Annotated in this window: 10 protein-coding genes; 5 read left to right on the top strand and 5 right to left on the bottom strand. The window is 60.6% G+C overall.

The window, feature by feature from the left end:
* Positions 1-28: 28 nt before the first annotated feature.
* Complete coding sequence (locus IG168_RS11075; RefSeq protein WP_193164459.1) at positions 29-1,294, bottom strand: porin; 1,266 nt, start codon at positions 1,292-1,294, stop codon at positions 29-31.
* Between the two features lie 348 nt (positions 1,295-1,642).
* Here IG168_RS11075 and IG168_RS11070 point away from each other — a divergent pair, with 348 nt between their 5' ends.
* Complete coding sequence (locus IG168_RS11070; RefSeq protein ID WP_226876843.1) at positions 1,643-2,194, top strand: class I SAM-dependent methyltransferase; 552 nt, start codon at positions 1,643-1,645, stop codon at positions 2,192-2,194.
* A gap of 1 nt (position 2,195) precedes the next feature.
* Entirely contained in the window at positions 2,196-2,825 is a 630-nt protein-coding gene (gene msrA / locus IG168_RS11065; protein ID WP_193164457.1) for a peptide-methionine (S)-S-oxide reductase MsrA, read from the top strand.
* A 111-nt stretch (positions 2,826-2,936) separates the two neighbouring features.
* Here the strand turns inward: msrA and IG168_RS11060 are convergent, their stop codons facing one another.
* The 4 genes from IG168_RS11060 to IG168_RS11045 form a co-directional block, all read right to left on the bottom strand.
* Positions 2,937-3,782 carry a sulfurtransferase gene (locus tag IG168_RS11060; RefSeq protein ID WP_193164456.1) on the bottom strand — a complete coding sequence of 282 codons (846 nt, stop codon included), beginning with the start codon at positions 3,780-3,782 and terminating at the stop codon, positions 2,937-2,939.
* A gap of 149 nt (positions 3,783-3,931) precedes the next feature.
* A complete protein-coding gene (locus IG168_RS11055) occupies positions 3,932-5,593 on the bottom strand; it encodes an alpha/beta hydrolase (protein ID WP_319024695.1) in 1,662 nt (553 codons plus the stop codon).
* A 41-nt stretch (positions 5,594-5,634) separates the two neighbouring features.
* Positions 5,635-6,252 carry a trimeric intracellular cation channel family protein gene (locus IG168_RS11050; RefSeq protein ID WP_193164455.1) on the bottom strand — a complete coding sequence of 206 codons (618 nt, stop codon included), beginning with the start codon at positions 6,250-6,252 and terminating at the stop codon, positions 5,635-5,637.
* Positions 6,253-6,340: 88 nt separating this feature from the next.
* Positions 6,341-7,525 (bottom strand): acyl-CoA dehydrogenase, encoded by a 1,185-nt coding sequence (locus IG168_RS11045; protein ID WP_193164454.1) that lies wholly within the window; start codon positions 7,523-7,525, stop codon positions 6,341-6,343.
* Positions 7,526-7,884: 359 nt separating this feature from the next.
* Between IG168_RS11045 and IG168_RS11040 the strand changes: the two genes are divergently transcribed.
* The 3 genes from IG168_RS11040 to IG168_RS11030 are packed head-to-tail and all read left to right on the top strand — an operon-like array spanning position 7,885 to position 13,729.
* Positions 7,885-9,300, top strand: coding sequence for an efflux transporter outer membrane subunit (locus tag IG168_RS11040; protein WP_226876841.1), 1,416 nt, complete (start codon positions 7,885-7,887; stop codon positions 9,298-9,300).
* On the top strand, positions 9,300-10,589 hold the full coding sequence (locus tag IG168_RS11035) for an efflux RND transporter periplasmic adaptor subunit (RefSeq protein WP_193164452.1): 1,290 nt from the start codon (positions 9,300-9,302) through the stop codon (positions 10,587-10,589). The genes IG168_RS11040 and IG168_RS11035 overlap by 1 nt, the downstream gene beginning before the upstream one ends.
* Positions 10,586-13,729 (top strand): efflux RND transporter permease subunit, encoded by a 3,144-nt coding sequence (locus IG168_RS11030; RefSeq protein ID WP_193164451.1) that lies wholly within the window; start codon positions 10,586-10,588, stop codon positions 13,727-13,729. Before IG168_RS11035 ends, IG168_RS11030 begins: the two co-directional genes overlap by 4 nt.
* Positions 13,730-13,765: the final 36 nt, after the last annotated feature.

The raw sequence follows: 13,765 nt of genomic DNA, 5'->3' as shown, positions 1-13,765 counted from the left end.
TGTTGTTATCTGTCAGCTCGCTAGCGTATCAGATGTCGACTCTGATGCCGACGCTTGCGAAGCCGTTATCCTGGGCTGCAACCTCATTACTGTCGTCCGCGGCACCTTCAAAATATACCCTTACTCGCTCGTTCCAGAGATATTGGAAGCCCAGGTAGTATTTGGCCAGACGATACATGTCGCCGGTGATCAACGCTTCATGAAAGATCTTGTCGTTGTGGGACTTCAGCAGGTTGTGGCCGCCGTAAACGCTGTAGCAGTTGTGAGCTCCCCAGGTATAGCTGACGAAGCTCTCGGAGCCGATGGCATTGAAAAAGTTGGTGGCGCCCATGGTGGAACCGGGAGGGGCCAGCTCGTTGTTGTGAGAGCGATGCCAGTTGAACGCTGCGTAGAGACCCTTTTGGAAGGCGCCTTTACCGTAAGCGATACCGCCGATAAAGGCGAAGTCGTTGCTGCTGGCGCGGATTACGTAGTCGTCCTGAATCAGAACGGGATCGAAGGGGTCGGAAATATCGTACACGAGGCCGTCATCGGTCGAGATATCCAGGTTCGTCCGCTGGTAGGCGGTGCCCAGAAACAGGCCGTCACCAAGATTCGCTTTATAGGTCAGTGAGATGCCGCGGGCGAGGCCATACTCGCAGTCTCCCGGTGGGCATACCAGCAACGTGTCGTCTCCGGCGACACCTTCGACTTCAATATTCAGGTTCGCCACATGAGCAGCGCGCTGCAGGCCGACCTGGAATGTGCCACCGAGCGCCTCCCAGTCTTTGCGCCAGGTCAGAGCGGCATCCGCCCTGCCGGTGCCGGTTATGCCGCCGTCGCCGCCGAGCGCATAGGCTCCGCTGGCCAGACCGCCGGAGACGTTATACCAGTCGGTGATGCCGGCGACATCATAGTAGACCGCCCACTGTTTGCCCGCGGCAAAATCACCCCATAGCGCGTGTTTCGCGTAGACATGTCCCTGTCTCACGTAGAGCGGGGCTTGCCGCTCGCCGGGTGAGGCCTGCTGGTCGCCGGAAATATCCAGTTGCTGGTTGGGCGATACGGCGCGGAGTCCCCACTCCACATTGAAACCCACATTCCAATCGTAATAGGCGGGTACATCGAGGTTGAAACCAAGACGCGAGGGGCCATCCGCCATTACGGTATCGCCCTCGATATTGACCTGGTTAACCTCCAGATAACCCTGGATATAAAGTGCCACTTGATTGGATTCGTAAACGGGCAGGGCCTGGCTGTAGAGCGGGGCGGCGATAGCAGCTCCTGCTACAGCAAGCCGCAGAAGCTTGCTCATGCGGATCTTCATACCTTCCTTGTATTTCGAGGTATCGATCGATTCGGAAATCGAATGGAGTCGCATTAGAAGGTAGTCCAACACCGTGCAGTGGTCGCTATGGACAAAAAGATCGGCAGCGATTTGGCATTCTCCGCTTTGTCGTGGCGCTTCTTTTGGGGGCGGGCACAGGTAGTCGCTTACATCGGCGGCTGAAGCCCTGGGTAATAAGCGTTAAACTGTGGGTGGTTAAGAGCATGTGCGCGCCCGGGCGGGCGCATCAGAGGAGATGGATATAACGATATGCCTGCTACCAGCAATAGCCGCCGACTCTTTGGTTTGACCGTTCGCCAGAATGCGCATCCAGATATGCGCAAGCTGCGCCGCGAGGCGGGCGATCCCAGCCTGCATGGCAACAAGTTTTGGAAAAGCTCCTGCCTGATGATGGATTACCTGCAACGCAATCCGCTGAAGAAGGGTGCCCGGGTACTGGATCTCGGTTGCGGCTGGGGCTTGGGCGGAATTTTTTGTGCAAAGCATTTTGATGCGAAAGTGACCGGGCTGGATGCGGACCCGAGCGTGTTTCCCTTCCTGCAGTATCACGCTGAACTGAACGAAGTGGCCGTAAAGACCTGGCGCTGCTTTTACGAAAAAGTCCGCAAGCAGGATCTGGCCGGTTTCGACGCGGTGATCGGCACGGATATCTGCTTCTGGGATAAGCTCGAAGAGCCGTTGTACAATCTCACCCGCCGCGCCATGCAGGCCGGAGTGGGCCGGGTGGTGCTGGCAGATCCCGGTCGTTCGCCGTTTCGCCGCCTGGCGGCTCGCGCAGAAGATAAGCTCGATGCCACCTACCGGGAATGGCAGGTGTCCCGGCCAATGAAAGCCACAGGTTGCCTGATGATTGCAGGACAGAGGTAGTATGCAGTACGACAAATTTACGATTCCCGCGCCGGGAGAGGCGCTGCCCGGGCGCGATAGCGCCATGCCGATCAGCGGAAAACACTATGTCTCCGGCCACACGATGGTGGAACCTTTTCCTGAGGGTATGGAAAAGGCCGTTTTCGGGATGGGCTGTTTCTGGGGGGCGGAGCGCCTGTTCTGGGAGATTGACGGTGTCTACAGTACGGCGGTCGGTTATGCTGGCGGCAGCACGCCCAATCCGAATTACCGCGAAGTGTGCAGTGGCGGTACCGGCCATGCGGAAGTGGTGCTGGTGGTATTTGATCCGGAAAAAGTTTCCTACGAAGAGCTGTTGCGCCGCTTCTGGGAGGAACACGACCCGACCCAGGGAATGCGCCAGGGCAATGACCTGGGAACGCAATACCGCTCCTGCATCTACTGCTATAGCGATGAGCAACTGCGCGCCGCACAGGAGACCGAGTCGCAATTCCAGCAGGCACTGGCAGACAAGGCGCTGGGGGCCATCACGACCGAGATTGCACCGGCGCCGGACTTCTATTATGCCGAAGAGGATCACCAGCAATACCTGGCGAAAAATCCTGATGGCTATTGCGGGCTGGCCGGAACCGGCGCTTGTCTGCTGCGCTGATACGCGCGCGTTGCCCCGTCTTTAAAGGCGGGGCCAACCTTCCCGGGTGGACGTCCGTCGGCTCGATAGTCTGTTTCCGCCGATTGAACCTTTGGCCAACGGAATTGTTGGTCAGCCCGTGGCGGTTTCCGGATACACGATATGTGCACACCAGTCGCTCCAGCTGCCTGGATAGAGCAGGGCATCGTCGCGGCCGATCAGGTGCAGTGAAAAAAGATTGACGCAGGCGGTGACGCCGGAACCGCAGTAATTCAACAGCAATTCATCGGAGGGAAGGTCCCCCCAGTGGGCGATGAGTTCGTCCCGGCTTTTCACGGTGCCATCTTCCCGGGAGATTTCCGCCCAGGGCTTGTTGACGGCTGACGGGATGTGTCCGGCGATAGGGTCGATGGGTTCCTCCACACCGGCGAAGCGAGCCGCATCGCGGGCGTCGACCAGTTGCCAGGGCGGATTGTCCAGTTGGCGGTGGATCTGCTCGTAACGCACCAGCATTTCCTCGCGCGGCGTACAGACGATATTGCCGGAGCGGGGCGGCGCCGGCGGCGCGCCGGTTTCGACCGGCAGGCCGGCTTGTTGCCAGGCACCAAAGCCCCCATTCAGCACGGCAATTTTGCAGTGGCCGAAATAGCGGAAGAGCCACCAGGCCCGTGCAGCGAAGGCGAAGCGGTTGTCATCGTAGACAATCACCTGGGTGTCGGCATCGATACCCGCCGCCCGGGCGAATTGCTGGAATTGCTGTGGATCGGGCAGGGGGTGGCGACCGCCGTAGCGCTGTAAGGGGGCCGATAAATCCCGGTGCAGGCTGGCGTAGCGAGCTTCGGGAATATGGCCCTCCGCATAACTTCTCGCACCGGCATCCGGGTCGGCCAGATTGTAGCGACAGTCGAGAATGACAACCTTCGACTCGGGCGACATTTCTTCCAGCTGCCGTACTTCGATTACTGCCTGTTCGCTCATAAGTTCGTCATTTTTTATAGTCGTTATGACGCTGAAATTAAGCCGAAGTGTCGAGTTTGTCCAGTGGCCGGCCGCGATTTCCGCCCGGCGGCCAAAACCGGTCACAGGCTGATCAATCGGCGGCCCTTAGTCGGTGGGCGGCGTGCACTTCAGTTCTGCTGGCTGACCTGGGGCTCCGGCACCTGACCTGCGGATGGCGCTGCCTGCGCCGGCGGGGACTTTTCCGGTTGTTCCTCGGCCGGCGATCCGTCCTCATGCTCCTGCCGCTGTGCCAGTTCCTGTTGTCTGCACGCGCGCACGGAGTCCTGCTGGGATTCCTTGGGATCGTCGAGAAAGCGCGCGGCGGCGTCCTCTGCACAATTGCTCGCGGAGATGACGTCATGGGCCAGCTGCGGGAACAGCAGCCACTGGTGATTGGGCAGTTTGCGCCGCGCCTTGTCGGCGTCCTTGGCGGCGAGTATCGGATCCAGTCCGCCGTGGAGGAGCAGCACTGGCAGCGAAGTTTCAACCGGCTGGGATTCCACGATCGATGCTGCGGGAATGGCCCAGATACGGCACTGGACCTGCATCATGTCCAGATCGGAACGCACGGCGCCGGCGAGCACGCCGCTGTCGGATGCACTGGCCTTGGCTTTCTGGAAGTCGACAAACGGCGCTTCTTCGTGACAGAAATGGCTGACACTGGCGGCGTCGCCGAAGTAGGGGTCCAGCACGAGATCCATGAAGCTCGCGACCGCATTCTGCAGCGGCTCGAGATCCGCCGGCTCAGGGCTGTCGGTTTCCAGTGCCTGGATGACCACGGGGAGTTCGCTGTAGAAGTTTTCGTTATACAGGGCCTGGAACAAAACCCGCAGTAGCCGCTGGCCGGTCAGCACGAATGGATATGGCATCTCCGAAAAATGATGCGTGACGGGTATCGTGCGCGGGTTTTCATCCAGGGAGGGTATCAGCCGCTCCAGGCGCCGCTGCAGGTCGGGATAGCGGCTGTGGCACAGCTTGTCGTCGAGGCAGTACTGGAAGCCGCGCACGAAGGCAGCCACTGAATCCTTGGCGAGGTGCTGGGTGTAATTGATGTTCGGGAATACAGTGCTGTTGAGTACCAGGCTGCGCACTGCATTTGGATAGTCCCGGGCGACGGTCAGGGCGTAGCGGGATGCGTAAGATACGCCGTAGAGATTGAATTTTTCCACACCCATTAGCTCGCGCAGCGACTCGACGTCGTGGGCGATGACGGCGCTGTTGTATTCCGCCAGATCCGCCACTTTGCTCAGGCGGTTGTAACAGCGCTCCATGCTGTAGGTGAATACACGATTCTCTTCTTCAGGTGTGAGGTTGCGCTGGTAGGCGGTATCCGCATCTTCGATAAACTCGGTGCAGTTCAGGCGCGGTTGCGCCATCCCGGTGCCGCGGGGGTCCATGACAATCAGGTCGCGGCCGTCTTCGACGGTCATTTGGGCATAGTTGATCCACAGCCAGTCTGTGGCGTTTTCCGGTTCCAGGCCGAGGCTGGCTCCGGGGCCGCCGGCGCCCAGGTGCAGTAGTGGCCGTTTGCCGGGATCCGGGTTGCGGGCCACGAAGCGAACGACCGGAAACTGGATTTTGCGACCGGCGGGCTTGCTGTAGTTTTCCGGCACTTCCATCATGAAGCACTGGGTTGTGGGCCAGTCGTCGGGGGTATTAAACCAGCAGGGTTTCGGAATCAGGTGCGTGGGATTGTCCACCATCTCCTGCTGGCCCTGCCTGTCGCAGGCGCTGAGCGCGATGATGGCGATAAAGACAATCATTACCTTGTTCAAACGGCGTTCACTCACTGCTGTGCTACCTGTTGAAAACCGGCGGTGATACCGCCTCATTAATTATTGCCGAAGCGGGCGATGGGTGCGGAAAGATTCCAGCGCAATGCGGCGAGGCGAATCGCCAGCGTCACCAGTATGCCGGTGGCCACGACCACCTCACCGGGCAGTTTGCCCGTTGCGTCGAGGAGCACCAGCACGGCGGCTCCGCTCAGTGCCGCGGTCGCGTAGATTTCGCGCCGCAGCAGCAGCGGTATATCCCCGGCGAGAATATCTCGGATCAGGCCGCCGAAGGTGCCGGTCATCACCCCCATGACGATGGCAATGGCGGGGGAGTGGCCGAGCTGCAGTACTTTCTGTGTACCGATGACGACGAATACAGCCAGTCCCATCGCATCGGCGATCATCAGCAGACGCATGGGCACTTGCAGATAGCGGATAACGTAAAAGCTGATGACGCCGGTGGCCGCGGCGATCCACAGGTAGTAGCTGTCTTCAAGCCAGAAGACCGGGATATTCAGGATTATGTCCCGGGTGGTGCCGCCGCCGGTTGCGGTGACACAGGCGAGAACGACCGCGCCGAACAGATCCATCTGCTTGTGGCCCGCGGCGAGTACCCCGGTGAAAGCGAAGATCACGATGCCGATCAGGTCGCACCAGTGGAGCAGCTGTTCCATGAATGGAGTTTCCGCAAGCCAGTTCGCCGACAACCGTGGCCGCGCGCTGATCGGCGCTGGCCGGTTTGCCGGCGAACCGAAGGGTGCCTTAGAAGAACGCCTGCAGGCCGGTCTGGGCGCGGCCCAGAATCAGCGCGTGCACATCGTGCGTGCCTTCGTAGGTATTTACCGCTTCCAGGTTCATCATATGGCGAATCACATGGAATTCATCGGCAATACCGTTGCCACCGTGCATGTCGCGGGCGACGCGGGCGATATCCAGAGACTTGCCGCAGTTATTGCGTTTGACCAGGGAGATCATGGTCGGGTCGAAGTGCTTGCCTTCATCCATGATCCGGCCGACCCGCAGAGACGCCTGCAGACCCAGGGTGATCTCCGTCTGCATATCGGCCAGCTTTTTCTGGAACAGCTGGGTCTGGGCCAGCGGACGGTTGAACTGTTTGCGGTCCAGGCCGTACTGGCGCGCTGCGTGCCAGCAGAACTCCGCTGCACCGACGGCGCCCCAGGAAATACCGTAACGGGCGCGGTTCAGACAGCCGAAGGGACCGCGCAGGCCACCGATATCGGGAAACTTGTTTTCTTCCGGCACGAACACGTTATCCATGACGATTTCGCCGGTGATGGAGGCGCGCAGGGAGAACTTGCCCTCGATTTTCGGTGCGGACAGTCCTTCCATACCCTTATCGAGAATAAACCCGCGAATCACATCCTCGTCGTCCTTCGCCCAGACAACGAATACGTCGGCGATGGGGCTGTTGGTGATCCACATTTTGGAACCGGAAATCCGGTAGCCGCCGTCGACTTTCTTCGCGCGGGTCTTCATGCCGCCGGGATCGGAACCGGCATCCGGCTCGGTCAGTCCGAAGCAGCCGATCCACTCGCCAGTGGCCAGTTTCGGCAGGTACTTTTCCTTCTGCGCTTCGCTGCCGTAGGCGGAAATCGGGTACATCACCAGGCTGGACTGCACGCTCATGGCCGAGCGGTAACCGGAGTCGACCCGCTCCACTTCGCGCGCGACCAGACCGTAGGAAACGTAATTCAATCCGGCGCAGCCATAGCCTTCAATGGTGGAGCCGAGCAGGCCGAGTTCGCCCATCTCGTTCATGATGTTGCGGTCGAAAATTTCGTGGCGATTCGCTTCCAGGATGCGCGGCATCAGTTTTGACTGACAGTATTCGCGCGCGGTGTCGCGCACCATACGCTCTTCGTCGCTCAACTGGCGATCCAGCAGCAGTATGTCATCCCAGTGGGCCAGAGGCTGATGTTTGCTCATGATTTCTCTCGTCTACTTCTTCCGTTATAGATGCGGACGGCTGTTCCCGCCGCCCGTCGACTGCTCGCATACCCGCCGCGTCCCAGCCGGGCTGACCGCGAGGGCCGGCAGTGGGCGGTGACCGAGGGGTTTAAAGTGTGTCGCATCATACCGAAGTCGCCGCCGCGGGGCACTCCCGAGTCTCGCGATATTCGATCCGTTCTGATCCATTTGGCTCAATTCAAGGGTAAACAAGCGTAAATGACCTTGCAGGAAAAAGGCGGCTTTCCATAATAGACGCAATAAAATTCCAACTTTGAACTGAAAATTGACATTCCGGTGGGTATTCATTGTCTTTTCCCCGCGCCTTAGCAATCTGTTTGCCGCTGCTGACCGCTTGCGCCACCCAGACACTGCCACCCAATCTTCCCCAGGAAAGCCTGGGGCTGCCGGACGAATTCCGCGCGTCCGGCGATCTCGCCATGGATGTACGCTGGTGGCGGAGTTTCGGTGATCCTGAGCTCGACCAGCTGGTCCAATTCGCATTGAAAGACAACCCTGACCTGCAGGCCACGCTGTGGCGACTGCAACAGGCGGATGCGGCCGCCCGCGGGGCGCGGGCCGGCTTCTGGCCGCGCCTGACTGCCGGGCTGGAGAACACGGAGCAGCGCCGTTCGTCCAGTGACGGCTTCGATTTCTCCGGTGGTGAAAACGAAGGCAACAGCTGGAGTGGTCGACTGGCCGCCAGTTACGAGGTGGACCTGTGGGGCCGCGTACGCGCCGGCGCGCGCGCCGCGGAAGCGGGCAGGTTGGCACAGGAGCAGAACCTGCAAACGGCGGCCCTCAGTCTCGCCGCGGAGGTGTCGGCGACCTGGCTGCAGCTGCGCGAACAGTGGGGGCAGCGGGCGCTGTTATCCGAGCAGCTGAATATCAACCGCAAGACCCTGCGGGTGCTCGAACTGCGTTTTGGCGGCGGTGTCACTACGGCGGCCGATGTTCTCCAGCAGCGGCAGCTGGTGCAGCAGTCGGAACAGGAGCTCCAGACCGCCGAGCAGAATATCGAGTTATCCAAGGTGCAACTGGCGGCACTGCTGGGTATCAATACCCGGCGCCTGTCACCGCTGCTGAAGCGGGGAGAGGGGTTGCCGGCGTTACCGGCCCTGCCGGATACCGGTGTGCCTTCCAATTTGCTGTTGCGTCGGCCCGATGTACAGGAGGCACAGCGGACGCTGCTACAGGGCTACTATCTGGCGGATCAGGCCTGGGCGGATCGCCTGCCGGTTATCAGCCTGTCTGCGGTGGTCAGCGGCGGCGGTGGGTCGATTTCCGACATCACCAAGGACTGGCTGCTGACCCTGACTGCCGCGGTGGAAGGGGTTCTGTTTGATGGTGGCCAGCTGGCCTCCGCCCAGGGCCAGCAGGATGCCGTTTTGCAGGAGCGCTGGGCGGCCTACCGGAGTACAGTCAACCAGGCACTCTCGGAGGTGGAACAGGCGCTGATCCAGGAGAAGTCGGTGCGCGACCGTCTGGGTCACCTGCGTGAGCGGGTGCGTCTCGCGGACGAGATCGTTGTGCGCCAGCGGCGTGCCTATACCCGCGGTACCGTCGACTTTCTCAATGTGCTGTCTGCCACTGATAACCAACAGAGCCTGGAGCGGCAGATCCTGACCGCGCGGCGTGAACTACTGGAAAACCGCGTCACTCTTTACCGGGCCCTGTCCGGGGGACTGCCGCAGGGAGACCTGCCGGATGTGCAACCGGTGGAGCTTGAGTTGTACCGGGAGGGGAACGGCTGATGTTCAAACGATTAAACTGGAATTTCGCGGTGCCGGTCGGCCTGCTTGTGCTGGCGGTAATGATTTCCAGCTGGCTGCTACGGGAAAAGCCGACCCTGCACCGGGGTGTGCACGCGGCCCCGCCGCCCACGGTCGAAGTGGCCGTGGCGGAACGGGGCCAGTTTCCGGTGACGGTAACGGCGCTGGGAAAAGTCAGTGCGCGGGAATTTGTCGAACTGCAGCCGCAGGTCGAGGGGCGCGTGGAATGGCTCGACTACGACCTGGGACCGGGATCCACGCTGGAGAAAAACCAGCCACTGCTGCGGATCGAACAGGAGCCCTATCAGCTGGCACTGCAGACCGCGCGCAGCACCCTGGCCGAGCGCCGGGCTGAATTGCAGCAGGAGCGCGGCCAGCGCGAAGTCGCCAAAGAAGAGTACAAATTGCTTGGCACATCCCTGCCGGATGCAGACAAGGCACTGGTGTTGCGGGAACCGCAGCTCGCCGCGGCGCAGGCACGGGTGGATTCCGCCGAGGCTCAGGTTGGGCTGGCCCAACGCGATCTGCGCCTGACCAAAATCGTATCGCCGTTCACCGCGCTGCTGGTGAGTCGCAGTGTCGACATCGGTGACCGTATTGCGCCGGGGACCGTCCTGTATACCCTGGCCGGGGCGGATCGCTTCCAGATTGAGGTAGAAGTGACCGCCACACAGCTGGCGCGGCTCGATAGCGCGAATCTGGATGTCCGTGTCCACGGCAGCCAGTGGCCCAAAGACGTGTATCGCACGGGTAAATTTGTGCGCCTGATTCCGGTGCTGGAAGAGCAGGGCCGCCTCGCCAAGGTCATGGTGGAGCTTCCGGATCCTCTGGGCCTGAAAGATCCAGCACAGCCGCAGCTTCTGCTCAACGACCTGGCGCAGGTGCAGCTTACCGGGCAGACCGCCAATCAGCGCGTGCGCGTCCCCCTGACGGCGGTACAGGATGGCGATCGCGTGTGGATTGTCGAAAACGGCACGATTGAAATCCGCCCCGTGGATATCGATTACCTCAGCGGTGATTACGCCATTGTGAAAAGTGGCCTGCGGGGCGGCGAACAACTCGTGACGACTCGCCTTATTACGGTGACCAACGGCATGCCCGTCCGCCTGGCAGGCAGCGCGCCTGCAGAAAAAGCCGGACCAAATACCGATGGCGACAGCGGGCGCCCGGCAAAGCCGGGAGCACCCGGTGGAAAGCCCCGCGGTGAGCGCAAATCCACTGAACCCGGCAGCGGCGGGAAGGCTGCGGCAGCTCCGGGAGAGCGCGGATGAGCCAGCAGCACGAAATACAGCCTCCGGTGGAAACCCGTGGCGGCGCCATCGCGTGGATGACGCATAACCATGTCACCGCCAACCTGCTGATGCTGGTGTTTATCGTCGGTGGCCTGATTTTTTCCCTGACAATTAAAAAAGAAGTTTTCCCCGATTTCAGTCTCGACATGATTTCGGTGAATATTTCCTATCCCGGTGCCAGTCCGGCAGAGGTTGAGCGCGGTGTTCTGGTGGCGGCGGAGCAGGCGGTACAGGGCATCGAGGGCATCAAGGAGATGCGCGGTTCCGCCGGGGAGGGCAGTGCATCCCTGTCGCTGGAACTGGAGGAAGACGCCAATGCCAACCAGGTCTACCAGGACGTACAGCAGGCGATCGACCGGGTCACTACATTTCCCTCGGATATCGAGCGCCCGCAGGTGAGTCTGGCGGATCGCCAGCGCGACGTGATGGACCTGGTGATTCACGGCAAGCTGGATGACCGCACCCTGCGAGATATTGCCATGCAGATCTACGACAAGCTGGAAGCGAGTCCGGATATTACCCAGCTGTCCACGTCCGGCATTCGCGATTTTGAAGTTGCGATTGAAGTGGATCGCGATAACCTGCGCCGCTACGGCCTGTCACTGCCGGAAGTGGCCCAGTTGATCCGCAACGCGGCGGTCGATGTCCCGGCCGGCGGCGTCAAGTCGAAGGCCGGAGAAATCCTGGTACGGGTAACCGAACGCCGGGATTGGGCGCGCCAATTCGGCAATATTGTCGTGCAACAGGGCAGCGGCGGGGGTGCGGTACACCTGCGCGATATTGCCACGATTCGCGATGCGCTGGTCGATGAGCCCCGCAACATGGTGTACAACGGCGAACCGGCGGTGGGCGTTGGCATCTACCGTATCGGCGACCAGACGCCCATGAGCGTGAGCGAGGCGGCCCGCAAAGTGCTGGCGGAAATAGAGCCGACGCTGCCACCGGGCGTGCACGTCAATATCCGCGATGACGATTCAGAAATCTTCAAGGAACGCCTGACCCTACTGTTGAAGAACGGGTTCTTCGGCCTGCTGCTGGTGTTTGTCGTCCTGGGAGCGTTCCTAGAGCTGCGCCTGGCGTTTTGGGTCACGCTCGGTATTCCTACCAGTTTCCTCGGCGCACTGCTGTTCCTGCCGGCCCTGGATATTTCGGTAAACATGGTCAGTATGTTCGCGTTCATCATCGCGCTGGGTATCGTGGTGGATGACGCGATCATTGCGGGGGAGAACATTCACGAGTGGCGCAACCGCGGTTACTCGAACCTGGAGGCCGCCATTGCTGGCGCGCGACAGGTGGCGGTGCCGCTGACGTTTGCGATTCTCACCAATATCGTTGCCTTTATCCCATTGATGGAACTGCCCGGCTTTATGGGCAAGATTTTCGGCATTATTCCGTTTGTCGTGGGATCGGTTTTTATCATTTCCTGGGTTGAAGCCCTGTTCATTCTGCCCGCGCACCTGGCGTACTCGCGGCGCGGCTACAAAAATGGCTGGGCGAAGCGTTTTGCAGCGCGCCAGGAACGGCTGGCAAAAGGCTTCGACCGCTTTGTCGACGTGCGTTTCCGGCCGTTACTCGACCGTTGCATCAAACACCGCTACATCACCATTGCCACTGCGATCGCGATTCTGCTGATCGTCGGTGGTTATGCGGCTAGTGGCCGCATGGGCTTTACCCTGATGCCGAAAGTGGAACGGGACTCGGGCCGCGTCCAGGTGACATTCCCTCCGGGCACTGCCGAGCAGCGCCTCGAAGCCGCGCGCACACAGATCATGGATGCCGCGAACCGCGTACTTGCGGATGTCGACAAAGACAAAGTCTTTCTCGGGATGCGCGGTCTGGTGCGCGACAATTCAGTGCAGGTCGATGTCTATCTGGTACCTGCCGACCAGCGGCCCTTTACCACCGGCGAGTTTGTGCGCGACTGGCGCCGGCAGGTCGGCGCAGTGCCGGGGGCCATGAGTTCCAGTTTTGCCGCAGACCGGGGCGGTCCCGGTGCCGGCGCGGCGCTGACAGTGGAATTGCGCCACACGGATACGGAAGTGCTGGAAGACGCGGCCAAGCGGCTGGCGGCGGAGCTGGAGAAATTCCCTGCCGTCAGCGATATTGATTCCGGTATTTCTCTCGGCAAGCAACAGCTCGACCTGACCCTGACGGACAGGGCAAAGAGTCTCGGTTTGTCTGCGGAGGAGATCGGTCGCCAGCTGCGCGCGTCCCTCTATGGCGCCGAAGCCATGCGTCAGCAGCGCGGCCGCGACCAGGTCAAGGTCATGGTGCGGTTGCCGGAAGACGAGCGGGTGACGCTGGATGATGTCTCCGACATCATGATCCGCGCGGGCAATGGCCTGTGGCTGCCACTGCCGGATCTGGTGCATATCGACAAAGGCCGTGCCTACGCGACCATCAATCGCCGTGCCGGCCGCCGTGTCATGACGGTAACCGCGAATGTGGATCCGCCGGACCAGGCGGCGCTAGTCATCAACTCGCTCAATCAGAGTGTGATGCCGCAAATGCGCGCGGAATACGCCGGGCTGACGGTTTCCTATGAGGGGCGGCAGGCCGACGAGCGCGAAGGGCTGACATCGCTGGGACTCACTTTTTCCCTGACCATGGCGGCGCTCTATCTGTTACTGGCCATTCCACTGAAGAGCTACATTCAGCCGCTGGTGGTGATGGTGGCCATTCCATTCGGCGTAATCGGTGCGCTACTCGGTCACCTGATTATGGGTTACGGACTCAGCATGGTCAGCTTGCTGGGAATTGTGGCGCTGGCGGGTGTGGTGATCAACGATACACTGGTGATGATCGAGTACAGCAATCGGCTGCGGGAAGAGGGGGCCGATATTGGTGAGTCGATCCGCCAAGCAGCGCTGCGCCGTTTCCGGCCGATTATCCTCACGACCGTGACGACATTTTGCGGTCTGATGCCGATGATTTTTGAAACCTCGGTACAGGCCCGCTTTATGATTCCGATGGCAATTTCACTGGGCTACGGGATCCTTGCCGCCACCGCCATTTCACTGCTGCTGGTGCCCTGTCTGTATATGATGTTTGCCAAGGATGCGCCTACCTGGTTTGGCATGTTACGGCGCAACGGCAAGGTCGCGGTGGAAAACCCCTGACTACGGCTCGTATCAGGTTTTAAACACATTCAAATT

Origin of the sequence: Microbulbifer hainanensis (genome assembly GCF_014904735.1) — a bacterium.
GTDB classification, from domain to species: domain Bacteria; phylum Pseudomonadota; class Gammaproteobacteria; order Pseudomonadales; family Cellvibrionaceae; genus Microbulbifer; species Microbulbifer hainanensis.
The sequence above is the reverse complement of the archived record's forward strand: the minus strand, read 5'-3'. Positions and strand labels throughout refer to the sequence as shown.

Coding starts and splice junctions, on each gene's coding strand:
- IG168_RS11075 (WP_193164459.1), bottom strand. CDS start 1,294: ATGAGCAAGCTTCTGCGGCTTGCTGTAGCAGGAGCTGCTATCGCCGCC.
- IG168_RS11070 (WP_226876843.1), top strand. CDS start 1,643: ATGCGCAAGCTGCGCCGCGAGGCGGGCGATCCCAGCCTGCATGGCAAC.
- msrA (WP_193164457.1), top strand. CDS start 2,196: ATGCAGTACGACAAATTTACGATTCCCGCGCCGGGAGAGGCGCTGCCC.
- IG168_RS11060 (WP_193164456.1), bottom strand. CDS start 3,782: ATGAGCGAACAGGCAGTAATCGAAGTACGGCAGCTGGAAGAAATGTCG.
- IG168_RS11050 (WP_193164455.1), bottom strand. CDS start 6,252: ATGGAACAGCTGCTCCACTGGTGCGACCTGATCGGCATCGTGATCTTC.
- IG168_RS11045 (WP_193164454.1), bottom strand. CDS start 7,525: ATGAGCAAACATCAGCCTCTGGCCCACTGGGATGACATACTGCTGCTG.
- IG168_RS11035 (WP_193164452.1), top strand. CDS start 9,300: ATGTTCAAACGATTAAACTGGAATTTCGCGGTGCCGGTCGGCCTGCTT.
- IG168_RS11030 (WP_193164451.1), top strand. CDS start 10,586: ATGAGCCAGCAGCACGAAATACAGCCTCCGGTGGAAACCCGTGGCGGC.